This is a genomic window from Saccharopolyspora hattusasensis (assembly GCF_050972075.1).
In the GTDB taxonomy this organism is placed as follows: domain Bacteria; phylum Actinomycetota; class Actinomycetes; order Mycobacteriales; family Pseudonocardiaceae; genus Saccharopolyspora; species Saccharopolyspora hattusasensis.
The window spans coordinates 831005-857856 of record NZ_JBPCDC010000001.1 but is presented as its reverse complement, the minus strand read 5'-3'; the positions used below and the strand labels follow the sequence as shown (position 1 = coordinate 857856).

Genomic DNA, 26852 nt, shown 5'->3' with positions numbered 1-26852 from the left:
AATTGGGGGGAAGCAATGAAGGTATTGCACGTGATCACCGGGCTCGGTGTCGGCGGTGCCGAGCTGCAGCTGCGGTCGATCCTGCAGCACACCAAGCACGACGCCGACGTGGTTTCGCTGTACAACCCAGGTGATGTGGCCCGGATGATCACCGGCGACGGGGTGCGGGTGCGCGACCTCGGCATGACCCGCAACACCCAGGTCGGCGCCGTGCTGCGGCTGCGCGACGTGATCCGCGAAGGCCGCTACGACGTGGTGCACACCCACCTGTACCGGGCGTGCGTGTACGGGCGGCTCGCCGCCCGGCTGGCCGGCACCAAGGTGGTGGTTTCCACCGAGCACTCCATCGGCGAGACCCACCTGGAGCGCCGCCGCATGACCTTCGGGGTCCGGGCGCTCTACCTGGGCACCGACCTGTGCTCGGACGCCACCATCGCGGTGTCCGAAACCGTCGCGGAGCGGTTGCGCAACTGGGGCATGCCCGCGCGCAAGATCACCGTCATCCCCAACGGCGTCGACTTCGGCCGGGTCGAGTTCGACGGGGCCGCGCGCGCCCGGGTGCGCCGCGAGCACGGGATCAGCGACGAAGCCTACGTGGTCGGCGTGCTCGGTCGCCTGGACCCGAACAAGCGCTTCAACCTGGTGATCGACTCGATGGCCCCGATGCTGGGCCAGGAGACCAAGCTGCTGATCGTGGGCGACGGGCCGGACCGGGCGCGGCTGGAGGCACTGGCTCGCGAGCACGGCGTCGCCGAGCACGTGATCTTCGCCGGGCAGCGGCACGACGTCGCCGCGATGCTGTCCGCGCTGGACCTTTTCATCGCCTCCTCCGAGCAGGAGACCTTCGGCCTGTCCGTGCTGGAGGCGATGGCCAACGGCATCCCGGTGCTCTACACCACCTGCCCGGCGCTGATCGGCATCGAGACCGACCGGGCCCGTCAGGTGCCCGGCAACGCGGAGCGGATGCGCGCGGAGATCGCCTCCGAGATCCTGGCCGCCCGGCCGCGCGCCGACGAGCCCGCGATCCGCCGGGCCTACGGCATCGAGGCGGTCACCGACCGCCTCGACGACCTGTACGCGCGGCTGTGGCAGCGGCGCGGCGGCGCCGTACCGGTGGGGAGGTCGTGATGCGAGCAATGGTCACCGGCGCAGCCGGTTTCATCGGATCCCACCTGGTCGAACGGCTGCTCGCGGACGGCCACCAGGTGGTCGGGCTCGACGACCTGAGCACCGGGCGTGTCGAGAACCTCCCGGTCGGCGACCCGAACCTGCGGATGGTGCAGGGCAGCATCCTGGACGCGTCCCTGGTCGATGAGGTGATGGCCGACGCGGACGTGGTGTTCCACCTGGCCGCCGCCGTCGGCGCGTTCGTCATCCAGGAACGCACCCTGCATGGGCTGCTGACCAACATCCACGGCACCGAGAACGTGCTGGACGCCGCCCTGCGGCACGACGCGCGGGTGCTGGTCGCCTCCACCAGCGAGATCTACGGCAAGAACGACAAGGTCGGGCTTTCCGAGGGCGACGACCGGATCATCGGCTCGCCGCTGAAATCGCGCTGGACCTACTCCGAGGCCAAGGCCATCGACGAGAGCATCACCCACAACTACGTGCGGGAGCTCGGGCTCAGGGCGGTCATCGTGCGGTTGTTCAACACGGTCGGACCGCGGCAGAGCGGCCGGTACGGCATGGTCATCCCGCGGCTGGTTGCGCAGGCGCTGCAGGGCCGACCGGTGACGATCTTCGGTACCGGCAAGCAGATCCGCTGCTTCTGCCACGTCGCCGACGTGGTGCCTGCGCTGATGCGGCTGGCGCTGCTGGACCGGGCGCAGGGCATGGCGGTCAACCTCGGCAACACCGAGCAGGTGTCCATCGAGGAGCTCGCCGCCCGGATCATCGCGATGACCGACTCGTCCAGCGGCACCATCCAGGTCCCCTACGAGGAGGCGTACGGGCCGGGGTACGAGGACCTGCAACGTCGCGTCCCGGACTGCTCCCGCGCGCGCGAGCTGATCGACTTCCGGCCGGAGCGCACGCTCGACGACATCGTCCGCGATGTGATCGACGAGCAGGTGCGAGCCGGGCAGCCCGCGACGGCTTGAGGTGCGGAGGGCGACATGCGGCAGAAGACCGATACGATGCGCCGGCTCATGGAAAGGGCCCGGCCCGCGGCGAGCGCGCGAGAGCCCCGCGGATCCCAACCATCCACATCGGACACCCCCGCCGACCGGGTCCGGGCCTTCAGCCGGCTGGGCGGGTCGATCTGGTTCCTGGCGCTGATCGCGGTGGCGGTGGTGCTCGTCGTGATGACGCTGATGCCGCGCGGCGGAGGACCACCGCTGCCCGGCTCGCTGGCCGTCGCATCGCTACCGTTCTGGAACCTCAACAACGGCACGTCGATGGTGACCCAGAACCGGAAGGCGGTCAACGAGGTTTCGCCCTGGATCTACGGGCTGAGCCAGGACGGCCGGCTGGCCAACCAGTACCCCCCGGAGCAGACCGCCGAGGTCGGCAGGCAGATCGGGCAGCTGCGCGCGGCGGGCATCCCGATCGTGCCATCGCTGGCGAACATCACCGACGGCAAATGGGCCTACGAACCGGTCGCCAAGATGCTGCACGACCCGGCGAAGCGGCGCGCCCACATCGACGAGATCGTCGAGCTCGTCAAGCGCGAGGACTACTCGGGCATCGACATCGACTACGAAAACCTGCGCGCCGGCGACCGGCAGGTCTTCACCGACTTCATCACCGAACTGGGCAAGGCCCTGAATGACGAGGGGAAGACGCTGGCGGTGGCGGTGTTCGCGAAGGCCACTGACGCCGGATACGACGAGCGCAACGTCGCGCAGGACTACGCCGCGATCGGCAGGGCGGCCGACGAGGTCCGGCTGATGGGCTACGACTACCACTGGGGCACCTCGCCGCCTGGCCCGGTCGCGCCGATCACCTGGGTCCGGGAAACGCTGAACTACGCCAAGACCCAGATCCCGCCGGAGCGGATCGTGCTCGGCGTGCCGCTGTACGGCTACGACTGGGTGGACGGCAACGGCACCGCGGTGACCTGGCTGCAGGCCTTCCGGCTGTCCACCGAGCACCGGGCGAAGGTCAACTACGACGGGCTGACGCAGTCGCCGTGGTTCCGCTACATCGACGAGCAGGGACGGGAGCACGAGGTGTGGTTCGAGAACGCCGCGAGCTCCAAGGCGAAGTTCGAGGCGGCGCGCGGCTCCGGCATCCGCGGCGTCTACCTGTGGATGTTCGGCTACGAGGACACCGAAACGTGGCGGGAGCTGCGGCAGAGCCTGCCGCTCGACGGCGCGCAATGACACCGTCCGCGATTCGTCTACTTTGGAGAGTTGGATGATTCCTTGGTGGGTGCTGGCCATCGCGGTGTTCGGCACCAACTTCACGCTGTGGGGCTTGATCGGGCTGATGCGCCTGCTCGACTCCTCGACGCAGCGCTGGTGGCAGCAACGGGGCGCGACGTCGGTGTCCGGCCAGCGCGTCGTGGTCGGCCGGGACCGGCAGCACCGCCATGACCCGCCGACGCGGGTGGGCGTCGCGGACGTGGCGGTGCTGATGCCGGCCCACAACGAGGAACGCGTCATCGTCGACAGCATCCAGGCGATCACCGCCCTCGTGCCGCCGGAGAACGTGCACGTGGTCTCCGACGGCTCGACCGACCGCACGGTGGAACTCGCCGAAGAGTGCGGGGTGCACGTGATCAGCACGGCGCGCAACGTCGGCAAGGCCGGCGCGCTGCAGGAGGCGATCCGCCGGTTCGGGCTGGTCGATCGCTTCGAGGTCGTGATGCTGCTGGACGCCGACACGCACGTCGAGCCCGGCTACTTCCGGGCGGCGCTGCCGCTGTTCGACGATCCCGCGGTCGTCGCGGTGGCGGGCTGCGTCACGACGTCGTGGCGGGACCGCGCGCTCGGGCCGATCGGCAAGCTGGTGGCCTTCCACCGGCAGCGGATCTACACCATGACCCAGTACCTGATGAAGTTCGGCCAGACCTGGCGGCGGGTCAACGCCACCCACATCGTGCCCGGCTTCGCCAGCATGTACCGCGCCGAGGTGCTGCCGCGCATCGAGGTCAACCCGCCGGGGCTGGTCATCGAGGACTTCAACATGACCTTCGAGGTGTACCAGAAACGGCTGGGGAAGGTCGGTTTCACGCCGTCGGCGGTGGCGGCCACCCAGGACCCGGGCAACTTCAAGGACTACGTGAAGCAGTGCAAGCGCTGGTCGCTCGGCCTGTGGCAGACGGTCCGGCTGCACCCGCCGCGGGCCAACCTGTTCAGCCTGATGCTGGCGCTGCTGCTGCTGGAGATGTTGGCCAGCAGCTTCATGCTGGTGCTGTTGCCCTTCGTGGCGCTGGCGCTGATCGTGCCCCTGCTGTTCGACGGGCTCGCGGTGCCGGTCGTGGACGAGGTGCACGACTTCGTCGCCGGTTTCGCGACGCTGCCGACGCTGTTCTTCGGTGTGGTGGTCCCGGATCTGGTGCTGACGTGCATAGTTGCGGTGTTGCAGCGGCAGCCGAGGTTCCTGCTGTTCGCATGCTTCTTCCTGGCGCTACGAGTGCTGGACGCGGGTATCGCACTGTCTGCGATACCCGCGGCGTGGCTGTCGAAGTCCTCTGGACGGTGGCGCAGCCCCGGCCGCCGCACCATCGACGCGCCCGTCACCCCGCGCACGACCCCGACCAAGTGAAGGGGTGGAGGGCATCCAAGGAGTTCCTCAACGCCCCATCTCAAGACCTCCCGGAGCAAGTGGTGTCGCAATTTCCATTGAAATCGAAGCTTCGATTTCAATGGAAATTGCGGGACTCTGCGGCGGCAGACACGGACGGGGCAATGGTGCGCTTCACGCGGGAGGGTGTTCTCGTGCAGCTGGGGGAGGTCTCGTCGGCCCGGTGGCGTCACGCTGGGGCTGTGGATGTGGTGCGGCTGCTCATGGTGGACGACCACCTCATGCTGGCCGAGGCGCTCAGCGCCCGGCTGGCGGAGGTGCCTGACCTGTGGGTCGTGGGGCACTGCCAGACCGGCGACCCGCGACTGCCCGACGTGGTGTGGCAGTCCCGACCAGACGTGATCACGGTCGACGTGGAACCGGTCGGTGCCGGGCGCCTGGTGCGGCGCTTGCAGGAAGCCCGGCCCGCCGCGGGAATCGTGGTGCTGACCGGGAGCCGCGATGCCCGGCAGGCCGTCGACGCCGCACGGGCCGGTGCGGCGGCCTGGGTGCCGAAGGAACGCGGCGTCGAGGGTCTCACCGAGGTGCTGCGCGGGGTGCCCCGCGGGCACAGCTGGTACCCGCCGGAACTGCTCGGCGCCGTGCTGCGCGGACTGCGCGAGGACGCCGTGCGAGCGGGGCAGCGCAACGGGCCGCTGGACGTGCTCAGCGACCGCGAGCGGGACGTGCTCGCCGGCATGGTCGCCGGTAAGAGGGGCGCGCAGATCGCCGAGGACCTGATGATCTCCACCGAGACCGTCCGCACCCACACCCGCAGCATCCTGGCCAAGCTCCGGGTGCACAGCCAGCTGGAGGCGGTCAGCGTCGCCTGCGCCGCCGGACTGCGCGTGGACGGCGAAGCGGACGGGACCACCGAGCGGTGAGCGCGGAGCCGTTGCGGGTGGCCACGATGATCACGCGCCTGGAAGGCGGCGCCGGGGTGATGGCCCTGCGCGGGGCCAAGGCGCTGGATCCGGCCACGCACCGGGTCGCGGTGATCACGGGGTCCGGCCGGCTGCTGGCCGACGCCGAGGCCGCCGGGCTGGAGGTGATCGTGGAGCCCGCGCTGCGCGCGCCCATCTCGCCGGGCCACGACCTGCTCGCCCTGCACCGCCTAACGGCGTTGCTGAAACGGCGCCGCTTCGACATCGTGCACACCCACTGTTCGAAGGCTGGTGCGGTTGGCCGGATCGCGGCGCGCCGGGCCGGCGCCGACCGGATCGTGCACACCTACCACGGGTTCCCGTTCCACCAGTTCCAGAGCGGGTTGCGGCGCCGTGGCTACGTCGAGATCGAACGCGTCCTCGGGCGGATCACCGACCTCGCCCTGTGCGTGGGCACCGGAGTGGCGGTCGAGGCGCTGCGGCGCGGGCTGATCGCCCCGGATCGCATCCGCACTATCGGCGTGGCCGTCGAGCACGAGGTGCCGATGCGCACCGAGCGGACCAGGCAGCGCGCCAGGCAGGAGCTCGGGCTGGCACCGACGGACGTCGTGGTCGGCGCGGTGGGGCGGCTGACCTTCCAGAAGTCGCCGGAGGACTTCGTCACCGCGCTGCGCCTGCTGGACCGACCCGGCGTGGTCGGGGTGTGGATCGGCGGCGGCGAGCTGACCGAGCGGATGCGCGCGCAGATAGCCGCGAGCGGGGCTCGCGTCGTACTGGCGGGCGAGCGCGACGACGTCGCGAAACTGCTGCCCGCATTCGACGTGTTCGCGCTGCCCAGCCGGTACGAGGGCCTGCCGCTGGCGGTCGTCGAGGCGATGGTGTGCGGCGTGCCGGTGGTGGCCACCACCGTCAACGCGGTCAGCGATGTGGTTGCCCCCGGTGAGACCGGGCTGCTGGTGCCGCCCCGGCGCCCCGAACTGCTGGCCGCGGCGGTGGCGCACCTGCTGGACTCGCCCGACGTAGCCGACCGGCTCGCCGCGACGGCCCGCACCCGGTTGGACGACCGCTACCGGATCGCGACGCTCGCCGACGCACTCGTCGGGGCGTACGGAACCCGCTCCAGAAAACGTGTTTCGAAACATCCTGCGCAGCCTGTTGGTGACCGACGGTAGCGGGGTTACCGCGAGAACACTACTTCCCCGCGCCTGTCGTGCGGACGCCTGCTGCACGTGGAGTAGTCGGGGTCCCCTTCGGGTAGCAGGTGCAACGCCGCGCCCGCCGCATCCGATTTGTCAGGTAGCACAGACTGCCGTTTGGGGGAGAGGAGTCGCGGTGCACACGATTACCGATTCGGCGAGGGCGCCTGGACATCAGCGGACGCGGGGTCCAGGTTCGCGAGGTGGCGCGGAGTTGCACAGCCTGCTGCACGATCTCGGGCACGGTCTTGCGACGCTGTCCTATCTCGCGGACGGGTTGCGCGGCGACCCGGCGCTGCCCGGCGATGCGGCGCACCGGCTGCAACTGATGGAACTGGAGCTGGACCGGCTGCTTGAGCTGGTGGCCCTGCGGGCCGGGCAGCCAAGCGAGGAGCTCTTCGCGCCGCGCGAACTGCTGACCCAGCTCGTCGCGGTGAAATCGTTGTCCGGGAAGGCCGAGATCTCGCTGCACGCCGACGAGGACGTCTGGATGCGAACCGACCAGACGCTGCTGTGGCGGATGGTGTCGAACCTGCTGGACAACGCGGTGCGCGCCGCTGGGTGCGGCGGCCGGGTCGCGGTGGCGGTTCGCCGCGGCGAGCTCGGCGAGGTGCGCATCGAGATCACCGACGACGGGCCGGGTTTCGGCGACGGACCGCAGGGCGCGTCATCGCTCGGGTTGGGCATCGTGCTGGCGCTGGCGCAGCGCTGCGGGGCCGACCTGCAGATCGACTCGGAGCCATGCCGGGGCACGTGTGCCGTGCTGGTGTTCCCGTCCGGCCGCGCGCCCTGAGCGGGGGGAACGAGAACATGGTCGATCTGGTACTCGGCGACGATCACGTGATCTTCGTCGATGCGCTGGTCGCGACGCTGCCGCGGCACGGTTGCGACGTCGTGGGAACCGCCCACGACGTGCCAGGCGTCGTCGAGGCGGTCCGCGAGCACCAGCCCGATATCTGCCTGCTGGACCGCTACTTCGGCGACGGCGACGGGCTGGACGCGATCGGCGAGATCCTCAACGCAGGCGGGAGAACGAGGCTCCTGGTGCTCACCGCCGACGGTGACGTCCGGGGCATGCGCGATGCGCTGGCCAAGGGGGCGGCGGGGTACGTGAACAAGATGTGCGGGCTGTCGGTGCTGGCCGGGGCGATCCGCGGGGTCATGGACGGCGAGGCCGTGGTCGAGCTGGCGGCCTCGCGGGCGCCCCGCCTGGCCGGCACCACAGACGCCCTGCGGCTGGCGTCGCACCTGACCGCGCGGGAAAGGCAATGCCTGCGGCTGCTCGTCGCCGGCGCGCACACGACGGCGATGGCCAAGCAACTGGGGGTGGCGCCGACGACGGTGCGAACGCACGTGCAGTCGGTGCTGACCAAGCTCGGGGTGCACTCCAGGCTGGAGGCGGCGTCGTTCGCGATGCGCCACGGCTTGCTCGACGACGAGCGGATGCTCGTCGCGGGTTGATGACTGGGGGTCCGTGAGTCCCTTTGGACCCACGTCCGAAGGGACTCACGGTCGACTCCCCCCAGGCCCCCGAGCCACCAGGTGCGCCCTGGCGATTTCGCGCGAAATCGCCGTTCGGCACGCCTGGCGGGTGGCGATTTCGCGCGAAATCGCCAGGTACTACAGCACGGCCGTCCAGTCCGCAGCGGGCTCGGCCAGGCTCGTTATGCTCGCCGCCGCCGTCCCGGGCTCGTCGATGCCCGCCCGCTGGAGCTCGGCTTCCAGGATCCGGTAGCGGGAGTTCGCGCAGATCACCGCGGTGACTCGAGGCTCTCGCGGGCCTCGTCCACAGCGCCTGGACGGTGTAGGCGGCGCTGCCGTCGCCCTGGAAGTTGATCAGCGCGCAGTCCGGGCAGGCGACCACCCACGCGAAACGGTTTCGGAAACAGGTCCTAAGGTGTCGAACTGGACCAACCGGACCGTGAAGGGTGACGTGGTGCGCGAACGGATTGCTCGCCGCCTGCTGATTGCGGTGCTGCTGGTCGCGGGCCTGGCCGGCTGCGCAGCGCCGCAGCCGCACGACGCGCCGTCACCGGCCCCGGCGGTGGAGCCGGCACTGTCCGAACAGGACATTCCGGTGATCCGCACCGAGTACGTGTACTCCGAGCACCGCCAGGCCCCGGTGCAGCTCTACCTCGCGTACCCGGGTGCGCTGGAGTCCACTGCGGATCTCCCGATGGTGCTCTACCTGCACGGCCGCGACGGAGTCCACCCGACCCCGATCCCGTACGACACGCTCGCGTCGCTGGAACGGCTTTACCGCGAGGACTCCATCCCCGCGTTCGGCTTCGCCGTCGTCGACGGTGGCTACAACCCGTACTGGAACGACGGATCGGCCAACGGCGACCTCGCCGCCCTGCTCCACGACGAACTCCCGCGCTGGCTGCAGGAGCGCGGCATGGGTGACCGCGACGGCCGGCCCTTCGCGGTCGCGGGCATCTCCACCGGCGGCTTCGGCGCGCTGAACTACGCCGCCGACCGCAACCTGGCCGGTCACCCGGTCGCGGCCGTCGCGGCGGTCGCCCCGGCCCTGCAGGTGAGCTGGGAAGGCATGCGGGAGAAGGAAGCCTTCGCCACCGAGGAGGATTGGTCCGCAGTGGACCCGGTGCGCCGCCTGGGAGATCTCGGCGACGTGCCGGTCGGCGTGTGGACCGGAGACGAGGACCCGTTCCTGGACGGCATCAACCGCCTGGTCGACGAATACGCCCACACGCCGGTGGTTTCGGTCCTCCCGGGCGGCCACGACCCGTCGGTCTTCGAAGCCATCGGCCCCGACTTCGTCACCTTCCTCGCCGCCGCGCTGGGCAGCCTCGACGCCGACGAGTAGTCGGCTTCAGCCGCGCTCGGGCGGCCGCTGGTCGAGCGACCGCGCTGTACGTCAAGCAGCGGTTTCCCGCCGGTCAGTCCTGGTGGGCGACCAGGTGTTGGAGGAGGAGCCGGGTGAGGGTTTCCGGGGCTTCTTCCGGGATCCAGTGCGAGACTTCTTCCAGCATCTCGAAGCGGTAGGGGCCCGTAACGTGCTCGGCGGTGGCCAGCGCCGCCGTTGAGCCGATCGCAACGTCCTCGGTGCTCCACACGTACAGCGTCGGCACGGTGATCGGGCCGATCTTGTGGTTCTCGAAGCGGTGCGCGCGGTACCAGTTCAGCGCCGCCGTCAACGCGCCCGGTTCGGTGAACCGCTGCACGTAGTCGTCGACGTGGTGCTGGGGCACGCCCGGGTAGTAGATCTGCCGCAGCTTCTTGGCGTGGTCGGCCAGCAGGGCCTTCTCCGCGGTGGAGGACCGGTACGCCTGCATGTACGCCGAGCGCTGGTGCTGGTCCTCGTCGGTGCGCATCGCCTCACCGAACGGGTCCAGGTGCGGCACCGACACCGCGGTCAGCGTGCGGACCCGGTCCGGGTGCTCGGCGGCGGTCGCCCACGCCACGGCGGCGCCCCAGTCGTGGCCGACCAGGTCGAAGCGCTGCCAGCCGAAGTGTTCGGCGATCGCCAGCACGTCGTCGACGAGCTCTTCCAACCGGTAAGCGGCGACCTGCTCCGGGCGCACACCGGGGGAGTAGCCGCGCTGATCAGGCGCCACCGCGAAGCACTCCGCGCCGCCGAGCACCGACAACTGCTCGCTCCACTGCACCGCCGCCTCCGGGAAGCCGTGCAGCAGCAGCACCGGGCGGCCGTCCTCGGGACCGGCGGTCAGCGCGTCGAACTTCCCGGCAGGAGTCGGAATCTGGATGTACTCGGCCACCCGGTCACTTTACTGGTCTCGCTCGTGTGTGGTTGTTCCGGTAAGAACCGGAACAACCACACACCCTCAGCGCAGCGAGTCAACGAACCGAGACCACCGCTCGTCCGGGAAGGCCAGCACGGCGCCGTCGGGGTCCTTCGAGTCCCGCACCCCGACAGCAGGCCCGGCGAACGCCACCTCGACGCAGTTGGAGGTGTCGGTGCTTCGACTGCTCTTGCGCCACGTTGCGTCCAGGAACGCCACCTCAACGCAGTTGGCTTGATCAGTGCTGTAGCTGCTCTTGCGCCAACGGGCGGTCGTCAGGTTCAGCGCAGTCATTCCGCGCTCCTCTCGCATCATTTCTCGGCCGCCAGCTGGCGAACCAGGTCGGCCGACTCGGCAGGCTTCAGTGCCGCACTGAGGATATTGCTCAGCGCAAGGCGGTAGGAAGCAAGATCAGCTTCTTCTTCGAGCAACATCGCCATACCCTGGTTCTCTATGTAGGCGAGGTCGGGTTCCTCGGAAAACTCCAGGATCATGAACGAGCCTCGCGCGCCGACGTAGGCCCCGGCCGAGCTTTGCACCACCCGCAAAGTGATGTTCGGACGTTCGGCAAAAGTACCCAGATGGAGCAGTTGCCGATGCATGATCCCATCACCGCCGATGGGACGCCGGAGTACGTTTTCGTCGACTACGGCGAGGAGTTGCGGCGCACGGGTACGCGTCAGGGCCGCCTGCCGAGCCATCCGAGTAGCCACGAGACGGTCGATCTCCTCGTCGCTGAGCGTGTCGTTGATGCCCTGGATCACTGCGCGGCAGTACTCCGCTGTTTGCAGCAGCCCCGGCACAACCATGTTCTCGAAGTTCTGGATGCGGGTCGCCTTGGCCTCGAAGTCGATCAAGTTCCGCCATAGCTGGGGGAGACCCGCTTGGCGTTGCCACCAGCCCTTCTCGTCGGCTCGGCGCAGCATGTCGAGGACTTCCTGGCGTTTCGTCGCCGAGACCTTGTAGAGGCCGAGCATCGCGGCGACGTCCTCGATCTGCATGCCGCTGCTGGCGGTCTCCATTCGACTGACCTTGCTCACCGACAACCCAAGCGTGCGCGCGACATCACTGCAACTAAGTTGTGCTCGCTCGCGAAGGCTGCGCAGTTGCGCGGCGACCTGGCGGGAGCGGACAGAGGTGTGACCGTTTCCTGGCATAATCGGAGATCCCCCATTCGGATCCGATGTGGACAATCTCCAGGGTGGCATCGAACGAATCCATGATCAATCACACGATTGCGCACTTGTTTGCAGCTGTCGCAAAGGCGCACCCTCCCGTGACACGCCCATGACCAGGGCAAACATGAGAGGAATTCGGGAGAGGGCATGAGTGACGAACTCGCGCGGAAGCGGACCGAACTGGACCTGCGGATCATGGCGGAGACCGCCGAGGAGAAGACCTGGCGCATTCCGCCACAGGGCAACAAAGGGCCGGTCACCGTCGCGCTACGGATTCCCGAAGTGCGGGTCACCGATTCCGCCGGGCGGCACATCCTGATCGGGCCAGAACAAGCCGATCTGCTCGGCTCGAAGCTGAGCAACATCAGCGACTGGCTCCAGGAAGGCGACCAGGACTGGGTCGAGCCGGACGCGTAAGCAGAACGGTTCGTAAGTGGTAGTTCCGGTAAGAACGGAACGATCACTCACGAGAAATGCGGTAACCCCAGGTGCCGCGGTGGGTTTCGCCCGGCCGCAGGGTGATCAGGCCGTCGCCGGTGACGAACGCGTTCGGCGCGCACGTCATCGGCTCCACGGTGATCCCGGCCCGCGCCGGGCGGTCGGTCGACGGGCTGTCGTCGGTGTAGACCTGCAGGTAGCCGTGCGTGCGGTCGACCCAGAGCTCCGCGGTCACGCCGTCCGGGCGGGCGAACCGCACCACGGCGCTGCCGTCGGATCCGCGGCGCAGCCCGGTGAACGCGGTGTCCATTTCGGTCGGTCCGATCCGCCGCGGCGACCGGTAGTCGTACTCGGTGCCCTCGACCGGGGCGGTGCCGGTCGGGATCAGCCGGTCATTGACCACGTAGTAGGTGTCCGCGGGCAGCTCGAAGACGATGTCGTCGATGCGGTCCCCGCCGGCGGCGAGGTAGGTGTGGTTGGCGGTGCCGAACGGCGCGGCGCCGTCGCCGACGTTCTTCGCGCTGAGCGTGCTGCGCACCCCGGAATCGTCCACTGTGTACTCGGTGCGGAATGCCAGCCGGAATGGGTAGCCGTAGTCCGGCGGCAGCAGGTACTCCAGTACCACGCCGTCGGCGCGGTGCCGCACCGGCTGCCACTCCACGAAGCTCATCATCCCGTGCAGCGCCGCATCGCGCTTCGGTTCGTTGATCGCGACCTGCAACTCCTCGCCGCCGAAGGTGTAGCGGCCGTGGTCGATGCGGTTCGGCCACGGCAGGATCGTCTTGCCCTGGAAGCCCTCGCCGACCTCGTCGGCGGGGTGCGTCAGGAGCATCTCCACGCCGTCGACCTGCCACGACAGCAACGTCGCCGACACCCCGGCGATCACCGCCCGCTGCCGCCCGGAGCGGATCTCGTACAGCCGCCCGTTCGCGGTCTGCCGGCCTCCCGCTCCACCGGAACCGGATGGCTGCGCGGTGGCGTGGCCGGCGAGGGCGGCGGCGCTCGTCGCGCCCGCAGCGGTGGCGAGCGCGGCCCGCCGGGTGAAGCGTCGCATCCTGAACCTCCTGGGGGTGGGCAATTTCGTGAGAAATTGACATTCACCCGGGTGACGGGCGATTTCTCACGAAATTGCGCCGGTCCAGGGTGATGAGGCCGAGCGTTGATCACTTGTCGTGATGTCGTCCACTGTGGTCGGTGGCGGTCCCGTCCGCCAGTGGTCACGGCGTACCCGCGTCGATCACCGCGAGGTTGTGGGCGCGGACGACGTCCGGGTTGGGCTTGAGGATCCGCCGGTCGTAGGTGAAGAACCCGTTGACCTCGTTCTCCACGTCCGTGGTCTGGGTGTAGATCGCCGCGGACAGCCCGTTGGTCTCGACAATGCGGGCGAGGTCGCGGCTGACCTCGGCGTAGCGGTCGGTCAGCTCGGCGCGGCTGTTGGTCATCTCGTACGCGCCCGGCTCGCCGGGCCACAGGTGGCCTTCCTCGACCAGCCCCAGCCCGCCGTACTCGCCGTCCACCGATGCCCGCTCGCCGCGCGCCTCCGGGCTGCCCGGACCGACGTAGGTGTGGTCGTCGTAGATGTCGCCCGCGCCGGTGTCCGGCAGCGAGTAGCAGCAGTTCACCCCGCTGTTGGCGTTGACCAGCCGCGTCGGGTCGGTGCGCCGGACCAGCTCGGCGACCTCGGCGGTCTCGAACTCGCCCCAGCCCTCGTTGAACGGCACCCACGCCACGATCGAGGGGACGCTGCGCAGCTGGTCGATCATGGCGGTGAGTTCGTCGCGGAAGTTCGCGCGGGCCTCCTCGCCCGGCGGCGGGTTGCTGCCGGGCGGGTCGGCCAGGTCGATCGGCAGCGACGGCATGTCCTGCCACACCAGCAGGCCCAGCCGGTCGGTCCAGTAGTACCAGCGGGCCGGTTCGACCTTCACGTGCTTGCGGATCATGTTGAACCCGAGCCGCTTGGTTTCGGCGACGTCGAACCGCAGCGCCTCGTCGGTCGGCGCGGTGTAGCTCCCGTCCGGCCAGAATCCCTGGTCCAACGGCCCGTGCTGGAACAGGATCCGGCCGTTGAGCGCCATCCGCGGCCGCCCCTGCGAGTCGTCGACCAGCTCGACGGTTCGCAGGCCGCCGTAGCTGCCGACCTCGTCCACGGTGCGGCCGTCGGCGCCGACCAGCCGGACCGTGATGTCGTAGAGGTAGGGGTCGTCGGGGGTCCACAGGTGCGGATCTGCCACCGGCAGCCGCAGGGCCGTGCCGGCCGGGCCGCTGGCGCGCGACACCTCGTTGCGATCGGTGTCGAGGACGACCGCCTCGACCCGTTCCCCGGCGCGCGCCGAAGTCCGGGCGGTCAGGTCGAAACCGCGCAGATCCGGGTTGATGTCGAGCTTGGCGATGTGCGCGTCGGGCACCGGCTCCAACCAGACCGTCTGCCAGATCCCCGATGTCCCGGTGTAGAGGATCCCGCCCGCCTTGTTGCGCTGCTTGCCCACCGGGTAGGGGTTGGCGTCGTTGCGGTCCTCGACGGCCACCACCAGTTCCTGCTTGGCGCCGGGGCGGAGCGCGTCGGTGATGTCGGCGCTGAACTCGGTGTAGCCGCCCTCGTGAACCGCCGCGGTCCGGCCGTTGACCGACACCTCGGCCTTCTGGTCCACCCCGCCGAAGTGCAGCAGCAGCCGCTGCCCGGACCAGTCCGGCGGCACCTCGAAGGTCCGCCGGTAGAGCATGTGGTCGTCGTGGCGCTGGATGCCGGAAAGACCGGATTCCGGGGGATAAGGCACCAATATCTGCTCGGTCGCCGCGGTCGGCGGGGTGGCTCCGCCGCCGTAGGACCACAATCCGTTGAGGTTCAGCCAGTGCTCGCGGGTCAGCTGCGGGCGCGGGTACTCGGGGAGGGCGTTGCCCGGGCCGACCTGGTCGGTCCACGGCGTGGTCAGCGGCGGTGGCTTGGGGCGCCACGGGTCGGCGGCCGCGGCGGAACCGGCGGCGGCCGCGGGGACCCCGGAGGCGGTGGCCAACAGCGTGGTGAGCAGCAGGGCGCGCAGCAGCACGATTGCCTCCAGACGGACTTGCCGAAAAAGGGGAAGAGCAATCACCATCAACCGGCAACAATGACCATGAACGCACGCACAGTCAACGCGGCCGAAAGAGCGCCCGCAATTCGGAGCAACCGGCATGGATCGGTAGGGCTCGCGAGGTTCCGCAAAAGAACAGGAGCCGTGAGTACTTTCGGGTGCTATGACACCGCAAATCACTCACGGTGCCGCTGCTCGACCCGGCCACCACCTGGCCGCGGGGCCGCCGCGGGGCTCCGGTGGCACGCGCCAATGGTGCGTGCCACACTTCCCTGGGGCCGGTGCGGCGATGCTTCTTCCGTCGACGCCCCGGCCGGGGGAACGTGGAGCAGGCCTGATGGGGGAGGGCGGTGGGTGGTGGCCGACAAGCGGGATCTCCGGCGGCGCCGAAAATGGCTCGCTTCCGGGATGCGTGCACCGTAACATCCGTGCTCCATCCCGCGATGGAATGACCGAAAAAGAAAAGTCAACCGCCGCGATGCCTAGTTTTAATATTTTTGTCGGCGGTCGCGGTTGTGCAATTTGCAGTTGCTGTGGTACGCGATGCGCGCGTCAGTGTACACAGATCGTTGCCGACTTGCACTTGTGCGATCGTTATCTCTCTTCAAAATGCGCCGAATCGGCGCAGGTGGCGGCGCATTTATTCACCCAGGGTGACAATCCGAACCACGCTATCATAGTATTCCGGTGATTAGCGTCACACGTTTGTATGCTTGCTTTGCGATCTCGTTCGCCTAGTTTGGTTAATCGACGCAGGAATACCGCGTCAGCGCCGGTTGGCAAAGGTGCCGACTGGCTGGTGATCGGCGTAGGTGTTGCGGCCTTGAGTGTTTCTCGGCTGCCCACGCCGGTCCAGGTGTTGCCTTTTTCGCAGCGGCGACCCGGCACGGCCACGGGAGGAGCTCGGGGCACGGATTTTTGCGCGCACCCGAGTTTGCGGTGGCGCATGACCAACGTGAGTGGTGGGAGTGAAGAATGGTCAAGAGCGTGGACGACCTTGCCTCGACCGAGCACCAAGGATCTCCGGATACCGCTGATCTGGTGGCCCGCGAGGAGCAGGTGTTCGGCGAAAATCCGCTGGAGGTGCGCGAATCAGACCACTACACGTACGAGTACGTCGGCGGTTTCGTCGAGAAGTGGGACGAGCTGATCGACTGGAAGAAGCGCTACCAGAGCGAGGGTTCGTTCTTCATCGACCAGCTCAAGGCCCGCGGCGTCCGCTCCGTCCTCGACGTGGCCACCGGCACCGGGTTCCACTCCGTGCGGCTGCTGGAGGAGGGCTTCGAGGCGGTCAGCGCCGACGGCAGCCCCCAGATGCTGGCCAAGGCGTTCAGCAACGGATTGACCTACGGCGGCCACATCCTGCGGGTGGTGCACGCCGACTGGCGCTGGCTGAATCGTGACGTCCACGGCGAATACGACGCGATCATCTGCCTGGGCAACTCGTTCACCCACCTGTTCTCCGAACGGGATCGGCGCAAAGCGCTGGCCGAGTTCTACGCGATGCTCAAGCACGACGGCGTGCTGATCATCGATCAGCGCAATTACGACTCGATTCTGGACAGCGGATTCTCCTCGAAGCACACCTATTACTACGCCGGCGAAGACGTTTCCGCGGAACCCGATTACATCGATGACGGCCTGGCGCGATTCAAGTACACGTTCCCCGATCGATCTGAATTCTTCCTGAACATGTATCCGCTGCGGAAGAACTACATGCGGCGGCTCATGCGCGAAGTCGGTTTCCAGCGGATCGACACCTACGGCGACTTCCAGGAGACCTACCACGACACCGAGCCGGACTTCTTCATTCACGTGGCCGAGAAGAAGTACCGCCCGGACGAGGAACTCTCCGACGTGTACTCGACCGCGGTACACACCGCGCGGGACTACTACAACTCCGAGGACGCGGACAACTTCTACTACCACGTCTGGGGCGGCAACGACATTCACATCGGCCTCTACGAGACCCCGGACGAGAACATCGACGCCGCCTCGCGGCGCACTGTGGAGCGGATGACCGCCAAGGTCCAGATCAGCCCGGGCACCCGCATCCTGGACATCGGCTCCGGCTACGGCGGCGCGGCGCGCTACCTGGCCGGGACCTACGGTTGCAAGGTGTCCTGCCTGAATCTCAGCGAGGTCGAGAACGCCCGAAATATCGAGTTCAACCGCGCCGCCGGGCTGGACGAGTTGATCGAGGTCAAGGATGGTTCCTTCGAGGACATCCCGTTCCAGGACAATGCTTTCGACATCGTCTGGTCGCAGGATGCGATCCTGCACAGCGGCGACCGGGAGCGGGTCCTGGAGGAGGTGACCCGCGTGCTCAAGGGCGGGGGTTCCTTCATCTTCACCGATCCGATGGCCGCCGACGACGCCAAGCTGCGGGACCTCGGGCCGATCCTGGACCGGCTCAACCTGGACACCATGGGCTCGCCCGGCTTCTACCGCCGCGAACTGGCCCGCCTCGGCCTGCAGGACTTCGACTTCGAAGACCTGACCGCATACCTGCCGACGCACTACGCGCGGGTGCTGGAGGTCCTGGAGGGTAAGGAAGCGGAGCTCGCCGACCGGATCAGCGACGAGTACCGCATCAAGATGAAGGCCGGTCTGAAGAACTGGGTCGCCGGTGGCAAAGCGGGCAACTTGGCCTGGGGCATCATCCACGCTCGAGCATGAGAGGTGTCCGAGGTGGGTTCGGTCTTCGTTCTTAACGCGGCGCAGCCGTTAAGCCCACGCACGGAATCGGTACCGCCCCGCAAGATGAGACTGGAAACAGTTTCGGACCCCCCGGTGCCGTAAATCGCCACTATCGTACGCAAGGATCTAGAGCTGCATCAGCTGTGAGGTGAGGAGCAGTCGTGAGTGAGATCAACCGCAGGTTGTTCACCAGCGAGTCGGTGACCGAGGGACACCCGGACAAGATCTGCGATGCGATCAGCGACGCCGTGCTGGACGCGTTGTTGTCCCAGGACCCGCAGTCGCGGGTCGCGGTGGAGACGATGGTGACCACCGGCCAGGTGCACGTGGCCGGCGAGGTGACCACTGACGCCTACGCGGACATCCCGACGATCGTGCGGGAGAAGATCCTGGAGATCGGCTACGACTCCTCGGCCAAGGGCTTCGACGGTGCTTCCTGCGGCGTGAACGTCGCCATCGGCTCGCAGTCGCCGGACATCGCGCAGGGCGTGGATGTCGCGCACGAGACACGGGTCGAGGGCGTGATCGACGAGATCGCCAAACAGGGCGCCGGCGACCAGGGCCTGATGTTCGGCTACGCCTGCACCGACACCGACGAGCTGATGCCGCTGCCGATCGCGCTGGCGCACCGCCTGTCGCGGCGGCTGACCAAGGTTCGCAAGGACGGCGTGCTGCCGTACCTGCGCCCCGACGGCAAGACCCAGGTGACCATCGAGTACGCCGGCGACCAGCCGGTGCGCCTGGACACCGTGGTGCTCTCCACCCAGCACGCCGCCGACATCGACCTCGAAGGCATGCTGACCGGGGACATCAAGGAGAAGGTCATCGACCCGGAGATCCAGCGGGTCGGCCTGGAGTCCGCCGACAGCCGGCTGCTGGTGAACCCGACCGGCCGGTTCGTCGTCGGTGGCCCGATGGGCGACGCGGGCCTGACCGGCCGGAAGATCATCGTCGACACCTACGGCGGCATGGCCCGCCACGGCGGCGGCGCGTTCTCCGGCAAGGACCCGTCGAAGGTCGACCGCTCCGCCGCCTACGCGATGCGGTGGGTGGCCAAGAACGCGGTCGCGGCGGGCCTGGCGAGCCGCATCGAGGTGCAGGTCGCCTACGCGATCGGCAAGGCCGCCCCGGTGGGCCTGTTCGTGGAGACCTTCGGCACCGAGAACGTCGACCCGGTCAAGATCCAGGCGGCGATCAACGACGTCTTCGACCTGCGTCCCGCGGCCATCGTGCGTGACCTGGACCTCCTGCGGCCGATCTACGCCCAGACCGCAGCGTACGGTCACTTCGGGCGCAGCGACGTCGACCTGCCGTGGGAGCGCACCGACCGGGCCGAGGCGCTGAAGAGCGCCGCCGGCATCTGACGTTGACCGAAGCCGTGGCGGCGGACTGCGGGGCGTGGCGCGCGCCCCGCAGCCCGCTGTGCCGGCCCGGGTCCAGTAGAGCTTCGTGGTCGGTGCCGCAGCGGCAGCCGACTACCCTGGTGAAGGAGTAATGCAGTGCGGATTGCGGTGACCGGTTCGATCGCCACCGACCATCTGATGTCCTACCCCGGTAGGTTCACCGATCAGCTCGTCGCTGATCGCCTCGAGCAGGTGTCGCTGTCGTTCCTGGTCGACGAGCTGGAGGTGCGCCGCGGCGGGATCGCGGCCAACATCACCTTCGGCCTCGGCCAGCTCGGCGTCGGCTCGGCCCTCGTCGGCGCCGTCGGCCGGGACTTCGACGAGTACCGCGCATGGCTGGAGCGCCACGGAGTGGACACCAACTCGGTGCACGTCTCCGGGACCAAGCACACGGCGCGGTTCCTCTGCACCACCGACACCGACCACAACCAGATCGCCTCGTTCTACGCGGGCGCGATGGCCGAGGCCCGCGAGATCGAGCTAAAGCCGGTCGCCGACCGGCTCGGTGGCCTCGACGTCGTGGTGATCTCCGCCAACGACCCGGACGCGATGCTGCGGCACACCCAGGAGTGCCGGGACCGCGGCTACCGGTTCCTCGCCGACCCGGGCCAGCAGCTCGCCCGGATGGAAGGCGACGACATCCGCAAGCTCGTCGAGGGCGCGGAGTACCTGTTCACCAACGAGTACGAGCACGGCCTGCTGCTGCAGAGCACCGGTTGGACCCACACCGACGTGCTGGAGCGCGTCGGCATCTGGGTGACCTCGCTCGGCCCGAAGGGCGTGCAGGTGGAGTCCAAGTCGGACCCGACCATCGAGGTCGTGCCGCCGAAGGAGAACCAGAAGGGCGACCCCACCGGCGTCGGCGACGCGCTGCGCGCCGGGTTCCTGGCCGGGCTGACCCACGACTTCGGGCTGGAGCGCTCGCTGCAGCTCGGCTGCACGCTGGCGACCGTTTCGCTGGAGACCGACGGCCCCCAGGAGTACGAGGTGGAGCGCGACTCGTTCGTCGCCCGCATCGCCGAGGCGTATGGCGACGCCGCCGCGGCCGAGGTCCAGCCGAAGCTTCGCTGAGAACGGGAGTAGCAGGGCATGCCAGACCGGCAGAACGATCCGAGCGGGTTCCTCACCGCCCTCGGCGAACGCGTCCTCGTCGCCGACGGCGGCATGGGCACCGCGCTGCAGGCGTTCGACCTGACGTTGGACGACTTCGCCAACCTGGAGGGCTGCAACGAGATCCTGAACGTGACCCGGCCCGACGTGGTGTCCTCGATCTACCGGGGCTACCTCGAGGCCGGCTCGGACGCGATCGAGACCAACACGTTCGGCGCGAACCTGGCCAACCTCAGCGAGTACGACATCCCGGAACGGATCCGGGAGCTGGCGGAGAAGGGCTCGGCGCTGGCCCGCGAGGCCGCCGACGAGTACTCGACGCCGGAGCGGCCGCGGTACGTGCTCGGTTCGGTCGGTCCGGGCACCAAGCTGCCGACGCTGGGCCACGCGCCCTACACCGTGCTGCGCGACGCCTACGTCGAGCAGATGCTGGGCATGCTCGACGGCGGCATCGACGTGGTGCTGGTGGAGACCTCGCAGGACCTGCTGCAGACCAAGGCCGCGATCGTGGCCGCGAAGCGGGCGATGGCCCAGGCCGGTCGCCAGCTGCCGATCATCGCTCAGGTCACCGTGGAGACCACGGGGACGATGCTGGTCGGCTCCGAGATCGGCGCGGCGCTGACCGCGCTGGAGCCGCTGGGCATCGACCTGATCGGGATGAACTGCGCGACCGGTCCGGCGGAGATGAGCGAGCACCTGCGGGTGCTGGCGCAGAACTCCCGGATCCCGATCTCGGTAATGCCCAACGCCGGTCTGCCCCAGCTCGGCCCCAATGGCGCGGTGTACCCGCTGCAGCCCGACGAGCTGGCCGACGCGCTGGTCGGGTTCGTCAACGACTTCGGCGCCCGGCTGGTCGGCGGCTGCTGCGGCACCACCACCGAGCACGTGCGCGCGGTGGCCGAGGCCGTCGCGTCGCTGCCGCCGAAGGTGCGCCAGCCCGAGCACATCCCGTCGATCTCGTCGATGTATCAGTCGGTGCCGTTCGAACAGGACGCGTCGATCCTCAACATCGGTGAGCGCACGAACACCAACGGTTCCAAGGCGTTCCGCGTGGCGATGCTGGAAGGTCGTTACGACGACTGCGTGGAGATCGCCAAGGCCCAGACCCGCGAGGGCGCGCACATGCTGGACCTGTGCGTGGACTACGTCGGCCGCGATGGCACGGTCGACATGCGTGAACTGGCGTCGCGCCTGGCGACCTCCTCGACCCTGCCGATCATGGTGGACTCCACGGAGCCGGACGTGATCGAGGCCGGTCTGGATCACCTGGGCGGCCGGTGCGCGGTCAACTCCGTGAACTACGAGGACGGTCACGAGCCGGGCTCGCGGTACGAGCGCGTGATGAGGCTCGTGGTCGAGCACGGTGCCACCGTCGTGGTGACCTGCATCGACGAGGAAGGCCAGGCGCGCACCGCCGAGTGGAAGGTGCGGGTCGCCGAGCGGCTGATCGAGGACATGACCACCAACTGGGGTCTGGAGAAGTCTTCGATCATCATCGACTGCCTGGTCTTCCCGATCACCACCGGCCAGGAAGAGGTCCGCAAGGACGCCATCGAGACGATCAACGCGATCCGGGAGCTCAAGAAGCGCCACCCGGACGTCCAGACGACGCTCGGCTTGTCGAACGTCTCGTTCGGACTCAACCCGGCGGCGCGGCAGGTGCTGAACTCGGTGTTCCTCAACGAATGCCGGGAAGCAGGCCTGGACACCGCGATCCTGAACGCTTCGAAGATCCTGCCGATGAGCAAGATCGATGAGGAGCAGCGGCAGGTCGCGCTCGACCTGGTCTACGACCGGCGCAGCGAGGGATACGACCCGCTGCAGAAGTTGATGGAGCTCTTCGAGGGCAAGACCGCGAAGTCCAGCAGCGCCTCGCGCGCCGAGGAGCTGGCGAAGCTGCCGCTGTTCGAGCGCCTGGAGCGGCGGATCGTCGACGGCGAGCGCAACGGGCTCGAAGCGGATCTGGACGCGGCGATGGCGGAGAAGCCGCCGCTGGAGATCATCAACGAGAACCTGCTGGCCGGCATGAAGGTCGTGGGCGAGCTGTTCGGCTCTGGCCAGATGCAGCTGCCGTTCGTGCTGCAGTCCGCCGAGGTGATGAAGGCCGCGGTCGCCCACCTCGAACCGCACATGGAGAAGGACGACTCCGGCGGCAAGGGCAAGCTGCTGCTGGCCACGGTCAAGGGCGATGTGCACGACATCGGCAAGAACCTGGTCGACATCATCGTGTCCAACAACGGCTACGACGTGGTCAACATCGGCATCAAGCAGCCGATCAGCGCCATCGTGGAAGCCGCCGAGGAGCACAAGGTCGACGCCATCGGCATGTCCGGGCTGCTGGTGAAGTCGACCGTGATCATGAAGGAGAACCTGGAGGAGCTCAACTCCAAGGGGATGTCCCAGAAGTACCCGGTGATGCTGGGCGGGGCGGCGCTCACCAGGTCCTATGTGGAGAACGACCTGGACGAGGTCTACCAGGGCGATGTGCGCTACGCGAAGGACGCCTTCGAAGGCCTGCACCTGATGGACCGCATCATGGCCGTCAAGCGCGGTGACGCGCCTGCCGACGATGCGGCCGAGCGGGAGAAGAAGGCCGAACGCAAGGCTCGTCGCGAGCGGTCGCTGCGCATCGCCGAGAAGCGCAAGGCCGAGCAGGGGCCGGAGCCGGAGTACACCGACACCACGCGGTCCGATGTGGACGCGGGCGCACCGGTGCCGACGCCGCCGTTCTGGGGCTCGAAGGTGGTCAAGGGCGTCGCGGTCGCCGACTACCTGGCACTGCTGGACGAGCGGGCCACGTTCTTCGGCCAGTGGGGCCTGCGCGGCGCGAAGAAGGGCGAGGGACCGTCCTACGAGGAACTCGTCGAGTCCGAGGGCCGGCCGCGGCTGCGGCACTGGATCGACGAGCTGTCCACCGCGGGTATCCTGCAGCACGCGGCCGTGGTCTACGGCTACTTCCCGTGCGTGACCGAGGGGAACCACCTCGTCGTGCTGGACAAGGAAGAGCCGGACGCCCCGGAGCGGCACCGGTTCTTCTTCCCGCGGCAGAAGCGCGACCGGCGGCTGTGCCTGGCGGACTTCTTCCGGTCGCGGGAGCAGGCCGAGCAGACCGGCCAGGTGGACGTGCTGCCGATGCAGCTGGTCACCATGGGCCAGCCGATCGCCGATTTCGCCAACGAACTGTTCGCCAAGAACGCCTACCGGGACTACCTGGAGGTGCACGGCATGGGCGTGCAGCTCACCGAAGCGCTGGCCGAGTACTGGCACCGCCGCGTCCGGCGGGAGCTTCTGTGGTCCTCGGGCGGTTCGGTGGCCGAGGAGGACCCGGCCGACGTGCAGGAGTACTTCAAGCTCGGCTACCGCGGCGCGCGGTACTCCTTCGGCTACGGCGCCTGCCCGGACATCGAGGACCGGGCGAAGATCGTCGACCTGTTAGCGGCCGAGCGCATCGGCGTGGTGCTCTCAGAGGAGTTCCAGCTGCACCCCGAGCAGTCCACCGACGCGATCATCGCCCACCATCCAGAGGCGAAGTACTTCAACACCTGATTCCCGCCTGTCTGAATCCGGAAGTAGAGAAAGGTAGTCATGAGCGTCGAGTTGCAGAAGGTCAACGGCCTGGAGTTCGCTGTCCGGGATCTGGGGTTGGCTGAGGCCGGGCGGCATCAGATCCGGTTGGCTGAGCATGAGATGCCGGGTTTGATGGCGACGCGTGAGGAGTTTGCGGGCTCGCAGCCGTTGAGGGGTGCGCGGATTGCGGGTTCGTTGCACATGACGGTGCAGACGGCGGTGTTGATCGAGACGCTGGTCGCGCTGGGTGCCGAGGTCCGGTGGGTGTCGTGCAACATCTTCTCGACCCAGGACGAGGCCGCCGCTGCGGTTGTGGTGGGTCCGGACGGGACGCCGGAGGCGCCTGCGGGTGTGTCGGTGTTCGCGTGGAAGGGTGAGTCGCTGGAGGAGTACTGGTGGTGCACCGACCAGTTGTTCCAGTTCGGTGGTGGTGAGGGTCCGAACATGATCCTCGATGATGGTGGTGACGCCACGCTGTTGGTGCACAAGGGTGTGGAGTTCGAGGCTGCCGGGGTGGTGCCGCAGGCTGGAGATGATGACCCGGAGGAGTACAAGGTCATCCTGGAGACGCTGCGTGCCAGCGTCGCCGTGGACGGCAAGCGGTTCACGAAGATCGCCGGTGAGGTCAAGGGTGTGACCGAGGAGACCACGACCGGTGTGCACCGGCTGTATGAGCTGGCCAAGACCGGGGATCTGTTGTTCCCGGCGATCAATGTCAATGACTCGGTGACGAAGTCGAAGTTCGACAACAAGTACGGGTGCCGGCACTCGCTGATCGATGGCATCAACCGTGCCACGGATGTGCTCATCGGCGGCAAGGTCGCGGTGGTGTGTGGTTACGGCGACGTGGGTAAGGGCTCGGCGGAGTCGCTGCGGGGCCAGGGTGCGCGGGTGATCGTGACCGAGATCGACCCGATCTGCGCGTTGCAGGCGGTGATGGACGGTTATCAGGTGACCACGCTGGAAGATGTCGTGGAGATCGCTGACATCTTCGTCACGACGACGGGGAACTTCGACATCATCACCGCCGAGCACATGGGGCGGATGAAGCACCAGGCGATCGTGGGCAACATCGGTCATTTCGACAACGAGATCGATATGGCGGGGTTGGAGAAAACGCCTGGTGTCCGTAAGCAGGAGATCAAGCCGCAGGTCCACGAGTACGTGTTCGAGGACGGGCATTCGGTCATTGTGCTGTCGGAGGGCCGGTTGCTGAACCTGGGCAACGCCACCGGGCACCCCAGCTTCGTGATGTCGAATTCCTTCACCAACCAGACGATCGCGCAGATCGAGTTGTTCACCAAGCCGGGGGAGTACGACAAGCAGGTGTATGTGCTGCCCAAGCACCTGGATGAGAAGGTGGCCCGCCTGCACCTGGACGCTCTGGGTGTGAAGCTGACCAAGCTCTCCAAGGAGCAGGCCGCCTACATCGGTGTCGACGTCGACGGCCCCTACAAGCCCGACCACTACCGCTACTGATCGAACTGCCCGGTACCGCTTCGCTTTCGCGCAGCGGTACCGGGTCGCAACGGCGGCTCTCCTCGGCCGGGGAAGCCGCCGGACATCCGCCCCGGCGCTGAAACCGCGCTCCGCGCAACCGATTTCGCCCATAGGATTCGCCGACCGGCGAAAGCGCGTACCCGGCCGGGGCTCGGCCGCGTCGCTGATCCGAATGCACAGCCTTTTCTGCGAGTGGCTGAACGACGATCCTTTCAGGATAACGCAATTCGCATTTCCGCGAAAGAATCCCCAGTCATCAGAGGAAAAACGGTCCCTGCTCGTCGAGAAGAGCAGTCGCAGGAGTGCATCTCGACCGGGCGCTGCGGTGACCGAAAGCCGACAGAAGGAAAACCTGAGGCCGACATGAACACCATCGCACTCGAACTGGTACCGCCCGCCCTCGACGGTGGCGTGCAGATGGCCGTCGCGGAAGGTCGCAAGGTCGCCGGGCTCAGCCGCGCCGCCGGGCTGGCCGGTCACATCAAACACGTGATGATCCCCGGCATCATCCAGGAGGACGGGGACCGGCCGGTCGACTTCCGGGAGAAGATGGACACCATCGACTTCTGGCGGACGATCGAGCCCGAACTGGGCGGCATGCGCGGGCTGTGCACGCAGGTCACCGCTTTCCACGACGAGCAGCAGCTGACCGAGCGCCTGCACAACCTGCGCGACGCGGGCATGGACGGCATCGCGTTCGTCGGGGTGCCGCGCAACATGGCCGACGGCGAGGGGCCCGGCGTCGCGCCCACCGACGCCCTGGCCAAGTTCCAGGACGTGGTGCCGCACCGCGGTTCGATCCTGATCCCGACCCGGGACGGCGAGCAGGGCCGGTTCGGCTTCAAGTGCGAGCGCGGCGCCACCTACGGCATGACCCAGCTGCTCTACTCCGACGCGATCGTCCGGTTCCTCGCTGAGTTCGCCCGGACCACGCCGCACCGCCCGGAGATCCTGCTTTCCTTCGGGTTCATCCCGGGTGTGGAGAGCAGGAAGAATCTGATCCAGTGGCTCATCCAGGACCCGGGCAACCCGGCCGTGGCCGCCGAGCAGGAATTCGTGGCGCAGACCGCGGACCTGGGCTTCGAGCAGCGCAAGCAGCGGGTCGTGGACCTCTACAAGCGGGTCATCGACGGGGTGCACGACCTCGGCTTCCCGCTCAGCGTCCACCTGGAAGCGCCCTACGGCTACAACAAGGCGGCCTTCGAGACCTTCGCGGCCATGCTCGACCACTGGGCGCCGTGAGCTGACCTCGCGCGACCGGGAACCGCCGTCCCCGAGCGGGCGGAGGTTCTCGCGTTCCGGGTCCGGCAGCT

22 protein-coding genes are annotated in these 26852 nt (G+C 68.1%); 16 read left to right on the top strand and 6 right to left on the bottom strand.

Annotated features, from left to right (window positions below; translation table 11 throughout):
• The first annotated feature begins 15 nt into the window (after nucleotides 1–15).
• The 8 genes from ACRXBZ_RS04020 to ACRXBZ_RS03985 all read left to right on the top strand — a co-directional run bounded on the left by ACRXBZ_RS04020 (nucleotide 16) and on the right by ACRXBZ_RS03985 (nucleotide 8272).
• The gene (locus ACRXBZ_RS04020) at nucleotides 16–1128 is read left to right on the top strand and encodes a glycosyltransferase (protein ID WP_433877841.1); all 1113 of its coding nucleotides are present in this window, start codon (nucleotides 16–18) and stop codon (nucleotides 1126–1128) included.
• On the top strand, nucleotides 1128–2102 hold the full coding sequence (locus ACRXBZ_RS04015; RefSeq protein ID WP_433877840.1) for an NAD-dependent epimerase/dehydratase family protein: 975 nt from the start codon (nucleotides 1128–1130) through the stop codon (nucleotides 2100–2102). Before ACRXBZ_RS04020 ends, ACRXBZ_RS04015 begins: the two co-directional genes overlap by 1 nt.
• A gap of 15 nt (nucleotides 2103–2117) precedes the next feature.
• Nucleotides 2118–3326, top strand: coding sequence for a glycosyl hydrolase family 18 protein (locus tag ACRXBZ_RS04010; RefSeq protein WP_433877839.1), 1209 nt, complete (start codon nucleotides 2118–2120; stop codon nucleotides 3324–3326).
• A 34-nt stretch (nucleotides 3327–3360) separates the two neighbouring features.
• Nucleotides 3361–4713, top strand: a complete 1353-nt coding sequence (locus tag ACRXBZ_RS04005) for a glycosyltransferase family 2 protein (RefSeq protein ID WP_433877838.1) — start codon at nucleotides 3361–3363, stop codon at nucleotides 4711–4713.
• 143 nt (nucleotides 4714–4856) lie between these two features.
• On the top strand, nucleotides 4857–5615 hold the full coding sequence (locus tag ACRXBZ_RS04000) for a response regulator transcription factor (RefSeq protein WP_433877837.1): 759 nt from the start codon (nucleotides 4857–4859) through the stop codon (nucleotides 5613–5615).
• Nucleotides 5612–6787, top strand: coding sequence for a glycosyltransferase (locus ACRXBZ_RS03995; protein WP_433877836.1), 1176 nt, complete (start codon nucleotides 5612–5614; stop codon nucleotides 6785–6787). The genes ACRXBZ_RS04000 and ACRXBZ_RS03995 overlap by 4 nt, the downstream gene beginning before the upstream one ends.
• 238 nt (nucleotides 6788–7025) lie before the next feature.
• Nucleotides 7026–7604, top strand: coding sequence for a sensor histidine kinase (locus tag ACRXBZ_RS03990; protein ID WP_433877835.1), 579 nt, complete (start codon nucleotides 7026–7028; stop codon nucleotides 7602–7604).
• Nucleotides 7605–7621: 17 nt separating this feature from the next.
• Nucleotides 7622–8272, top strand: a complete 651-nt coding sequence (locus ACRXBZ_RS03985) for a LuxR C-terminal-related transcriptional regulator (RefSeq protein ID WP_433877834.1) — start codon at nucleotides 7622–7624, stop codon at nucleotides 8270–8272.
• Nucleotides 8273–8431: 159 nt separating this feature from the next.
• Here the strand turns inward: ACRXBZ_RS03985 and ACRXBZ_RS03980 are convergent, their stop codons facing one another.
• A complete protein-coding gene (locus tag ACRXBZ_RS03980; RefSeq protein ID WP_433877833.1) occupies nucleotides 8432–8566 on the bottom strand; it encodes a hypothetical protein in 135 nt (44 codons plus the stop codon).
• 142 nt (nucleotides 8567–8708) lie between these two features.
• Between ACRXBZ_RS03980 and ACRXBZ_RS03975 the strand changes: the two genes are divergently transcribed.
• Nucleotides 8709–9638 carry an alpha/beta hydrolase-fold protein gene (locus ACRXBZ_RS03975; protein ID WP_433877832.1) on the top strand — a complete coding sequence of 310 codons (930 nt, stop codon included), beginning with the start codon at nucleotides 8709–8711 and terminating at the stop codon, nucleotides 9636–9638.
• Nucleotides 9639–9711: 73 nt separating this feature from the next.
• On the opposite strand, the gene ACRXBZ_RS03970 is transcribed toward ACRXBZ_RS03975, so the two are convergent.
• The 3 genes from ACRXBZ_RS03970 to ACRXBZ_RS03960 form a co-directional block, all read right to left on the bottom strand.
• Complete coding sequence (locus tag ACRXBZ_RS03970) at nucleotides 9712–10551, bottom strand: alpha/beta fold hydrolase (RefSeq protein WP_433877831.1); 840 nt, start codon at nucleotides 10549–10551, stop codon at nucleotides 9712–9714.
• 66 nt (nucleotides 10552–10617) lie between these two features.
• Nucleotides 10618–10869 (bottom strand): DUF397 domain-containing protein, encoded by a 252-nt coding sequence (locus tag ACRXBZ_RS03965; protein ID WP_433877830.1) that lies wholly within the window; start codon nucleotides 10867–10869, stop codon nucleotides 10618–10620.
• Nucleotides 10870–10886: 17 nt separating this feature from the next.
• Nucleotides 10887–11732 carry a helix-turn-helix domain-containing protein gene (locus ACRXBZ_RS03960; protein WP_433877829.1) on the bottom strand — a complete coding sequence of 282 codons (846 nt, stop codon included), beginning with the start codon at nucleotides 11730–11732 and terminating at the stop codon, nucleotides 10887–10889.
• Nucleotides 11733–11900: 168 nt separating this feature from the next.
• Between ACRXBZ_RS03960 and ACRXBZ_RS03955 the strand changes: the two genes are divergently transcribed.
• Nucleotides 11901–12170, top strand: a complete 270-nt coding sequence (locus tag ACRXBZ_RS03955) for a hypothetical protein (protein WP_433877828.1) — start codon at nucleotides 11901–11903, stop codon at nucleotides 12168–12170.
• 43 nt (nucleotides 12171–12213) lie between these two features.
• On the opposite strand, the gene ACRXBZ_RS03950 is transcribed toward ACRXBZ_RS03955, so the two are convergent.
• Together ACRXBZ_RS03950 and ACRXBZ_RS03945 are read right to left on the bottom strand one after the other, a co-directional pair.
• Nucleotides 12214–13245: an aldose 1-epimerase family protein gene (locus ACRXBZ_RS03950; protein WP_433877827.1), complete on the bottom strand. Its 1032-nt coding sequence runs from the start codon at nucleotides 13243–13245 to the stop codon at nucleotides 12214–12216.
• 163 nt (nucleotides 13246–13408) lie between these two features.
• On the bottom strand, nucleotides 13409–15235 hold the full coding sequence (locus ACRXBZ_RS03945) for a glycoside hydrolase family 2 protein (RefSeq protein ID WP_433877826.1): 1827 nt from the start codon (nucleotides 15233–15235) through the stop codon (nucleotides 13409–13411).
• A gap of 999 nt (nucleotides 15236–16234) precedes the next feature.
• On the opposite strand from ACRXBZ_RS03945, the gene ACRXBZ_RS03940 reads away from it, so the two are divergent.
• The 6 genes from ACRXBZ_RS03940 to ACRXBZ_RS03915 all read left to right on the top strand — a co-directional run bounded on the left by ACRXBZ_RS03940 (nucleotide 16235) and on the right by ACRXBZ_RS03915 (nucleotide 26781).
• Complete coding sequence (locus ACRXBZ_RS03940; RefSeq protein ID WP_433877825.1) at nucleotides 16235–17938, top strand: glycine/sarcosine N-methyltransferase; 1704 nt, start codon at nucleotides 16235–16237, stop codon at nucleotides 17936–17938.
• A gap of 182 nt (nucleotides 17939–18120) precedes the next feature.
• A complete protein-coding gene (metK, locus tag ACRXBZ_RS03935) occupies nucleotides 18121–19323 on the top strand; it encodes a methionine adenosyltransferase (RefSeq protein ID WP_433877824.1) in 1203 nt (400 codons plus the stop codon).
• A gap of 135 nt (nucleotides 19324–19458) precedes the next feature.
• Entirely contained in the window at nucleotides 19459–20433 is a 975-nt protein-coding gene (locus ACRXBZ_RS03930) for a carbohydrate kinase family protein (RefSeq protein WP_433877823.1), read from the top strand.
• Nucleotides 20434–20451: 18 nt separating this feature from the next.
• A complete protein-coding gene (metH, locus tag ACRXBZ_RS03925) occupies nucleotides 20452–24018 on the top strand; it encodes a methionine synthase (RefSeq protein ID WP_433877822.1) in 3567 nt (1188 codons plus the stop codon).
• A 39-nt stretch (nucleotides 24019–24057) separates the two neighbouring features.
• Nucleotides 24058–25518: an adenosylhomocysteinase gene (ahcY, locus tag ACRXBZ_RS03920; protein WP_433877821.1), complete on the top strand. Its 1461-nt coding sequence runs from the start codon at nucleotides 24058–24060 to the stop codon at nucleotides 25516–25518.
• 384 nt (nucleotides 25519–25902) lie between these two features.
• Nucleotides 25903–26781, top strand: a complete 879-nt coding sequence (locus ACRXBZ_RS03915; RefSeq protein ID WP_433877820.1) for a mycobacterial-type methylenetetrahydrofolate reductase — start codon at nucleotides 25903–25905, stop codon at nucleotides 26779–26781.
• Nucleotides 26782–26852 lie beyond the last annotated feature (71 nt).

Bases quoted from the DNA above. Each gene is read 5' to 3' on its own strand.
- ACRXBZ_RS04020 (WP_433877841.1), top strand. From the start codon at position 16: ATGAAGGTATTGCACGTGATCACCGGGCTCGGTGTCGGCGGTGCCGAG.
- ACRXBZ_RS04015 (WP_433877840.1), top strand. From the start codon at position 1,128: ATGCGAGCAATGGTCACCGGCGCAGCCGGTTTCATCGGATCCCACCTG.
- ACRXBZ_RS04010 (WP_433877839.1), top strand. From the start codon at position 2,118: ATGCGGCAGAAGACCGATACGATGCGCCGGCTCATGGAAAGGGCCCGG.
- ACRXBZ_RS04005 (WP_433877838.1), top strand. From the start codon at position 3,361: ATGATTCCTTGGTGGGTGCTGGCCATCGCGGTGTTCGGCACCAACTTC.
- ACRXBZ_RS04000 (WP_433877837.1), top strand. From the start codon at position 4,857: ATGGTGCGCTTCACGCGGGAGGGTGTTCTCGTGCAGCTGGGGGAGGTC.
- ACRXBZ_RS03985 (WP_433877834.1), top strand. From the start codon at position 7,622: ATGGTCGATCTGGTACTCGGCGACGATCACGTGATCTTCGTCGATGCG.
- ACRXBZ_RS03965 (WP_433877830.1), bottom strand. From the start codon at position 10,869: ATGACTGCGCTGAACCTGACGACCGCCCGTTGGCGCAAGAGCAGCTAC.
- ACRXBZ_RS03960 (WP_433877829.1), bottom strand. From the start codon at position 11,732: ATGCCAGGAAACGGTCACACCTCTGTCCGCTCCCGCCAGGTCGCCGCG.
- ACRXBZ_RS03955 (WP_433877828.1), top strand. From the start codon at position 11,901: ATGAGTGACGAACTCGCGCGGAAGCGGACCGAACTGGACCTGCGGATC.
- ACRXBZ_RS03950 (WP_433877827.1), bottom strand. From the start codon at position 13,245: ATGCGACGCTTCACCCGGCGGGCCGCGCTCGCCACCGCTGCGGGCGCG.
- ACRXBZ_RS03940 (WP_433877825.1), top strand. From the start codon at position 16,235: ATGGTCAAGAGCGTGGACGACCTTGCCTCGACCGAGCACCAAGGATCT.
- metH (WP_433877822.1), top strand. From the start codon at position 20,452: ATGCCAGACCGGCAGAACGATCCGAGCGGGTTCCTCACCGCCCTCGGC.
- ahcY (WP_433877821.1), top strand. From the start codon at position 24,058: ATGAGCGTCGAGTTGCAGAAGGTCAACGGCCTGGAGTTCGCTGTCCGG.
- ACRXBZ_RS03915 (WP_433877820.1), top strand. From the start codon at position 25,903: ATGAACACCATCGCACTCGAACTGGTACCGCCCGCCCTCGACGGTGGC.